We start from the raw sequence: 1,356 nt of genomic DNA on the forward strand, positions 1-1,356 counted from the left end.
GGTCGTGCCCGGCCGTACCGTGTCGAGCACCGCATCCATGCCCTCGATCACAGCCTTTGCCGTGTCCGCGACGCGGGTCGGCGTCTTGCCGAGCTGCATGGTCCTGGCAAGCCCTGCGGCATAGCGGCGGCAGACGCCGGCGAGTTCCAGCGCGATAGTTTCGTCCTTTCCGAAACGCCGGTCGCTCCACATGATGTGGGGGGCGGAAGCGTTTTCGCCGCCGAGGATCGTCGGCGGCAGCGCCGTGATGTCGCCGGCGAAATCCGGGCTGCCGGCGATCTGCGCCGCCTGGATGGAAGCAATCGCGTCGCATTCGCGCACACCCGGCGCAATGACGTCATAGGCCCGCGCGACCGCCGCTTCTGCCAGTTTCGAGGCCTTGCGCAGATAGTCGATTTCCGGCGCCGATTTGACCGCGCGGATCCAGTTCACGAGCAGGTCGGCGTCGTGCCATTTGGCGTTGGGCAGTCCGGCGACGAGCCGCGCATGCGCCTTTGGCGAAAAATAATAGGCTTCGAGCTCGATGCCGATGGGACGGTTGCCCCAGCCCTTGGCGACGATCCAGGCCGCGATCCAGTCCATCGGATGCCGGTCGGCGCGCTGGACATGGTCCTCCGGGAAGCCGACGACGTTTTCCGGCTTCATCCAGGCCGTCAGCAGCCCGCCAGCCGCATCCATGGCGCGGCCGATCCAGACTGGCTCGGCATCCTCGATGGGAACAAGCACGACCTGCGGCGTGTAGAACGACCAGCCGTCATAGCCGGTGATGTAGTGCTGGTTGGCGACGTCGTTGACGATCAGGAGTTCGATGCCTCGCCTGGCCATCTCGGCGCGGATTTTTCCGAGCCGCCGCTGGTACTCTGCGCGGGCAAAAGGCGGTTCAATCATCTTTTCTCCTCATCGGATCGATCTGGTCGGGGACGAAGCCCTATCGTCCTACCATTGCGGTGGTTTTGAGCGACGACAATCGGCCAGGACGGTGCATAGGCAGGGCCTACCGAGCAGTCTCGGCTTGCCAGCCGCCGTGGTCAGTTCCACCTGCCTTGAACGAGCCGATGACCTGTTCGCCGAACAAAAGAGCGATTGACTCGAATTAAGTTGTAGGATGATATGTATCACCTGATATCAAGACATAAATCTCCATGACCGTTGATCGCCTCTCGCCGGAAATACTCAGCGCCATGGAAGGCGCCGTCGGCCGAAACGGCATTGCCGCCGAGCCGGCTGGAATGGCGAAATATCTGGGCGACTGGGCGGGCGATTATCGCGGCGAAGCGCTTGCCGTGCTGCGGCCCGGCTCGGTCGGCGAAGTCCAGGCTCTGATGCGCTTGTGCAACGAGCTTGGGCTCGGCATCG

1 protein-coding gene and 1 pseudogene are annotated in these 1,356 nt (G+C 63.4%); one reads left to right on the top strand and one right to left on the bottom strand.

All coding sequences use genetic code 11. The annotated features are described in order from the left end of the window. Positions 1–888: Xaa-Pro peptidase family protein (locus EOA27_RS36655; RefSeq protein WP_127258741.1), on the bottom strand; the 888-nt coding region annotated here is incomplete at its 3' end. Positions 889–1,142: 254 nt separating this feature from the next. On the opposite strand from EOA27_RS36655, the pseudogene EOA27_RS36660 reads away from it, so the two are divergent. After that, positions 1,143–1,356 (top strand): annotated as a pseudogene (locus tag EOA27_RS36660) (FAD-binding oxidoreductase); the annotation flags it as partial.

Origin of the sequence: Mesorhizobium sp. M2A.F.Ca.ET.037.01.1.1, assembly GCF_003998075.1 — a bacterium.
Taxonomy (GTDB): Bacteria; Pseudomonadota; Alphaproteobacteria; order Rhizobiales; family Rhizobiaceae; genus Mesorhizobium.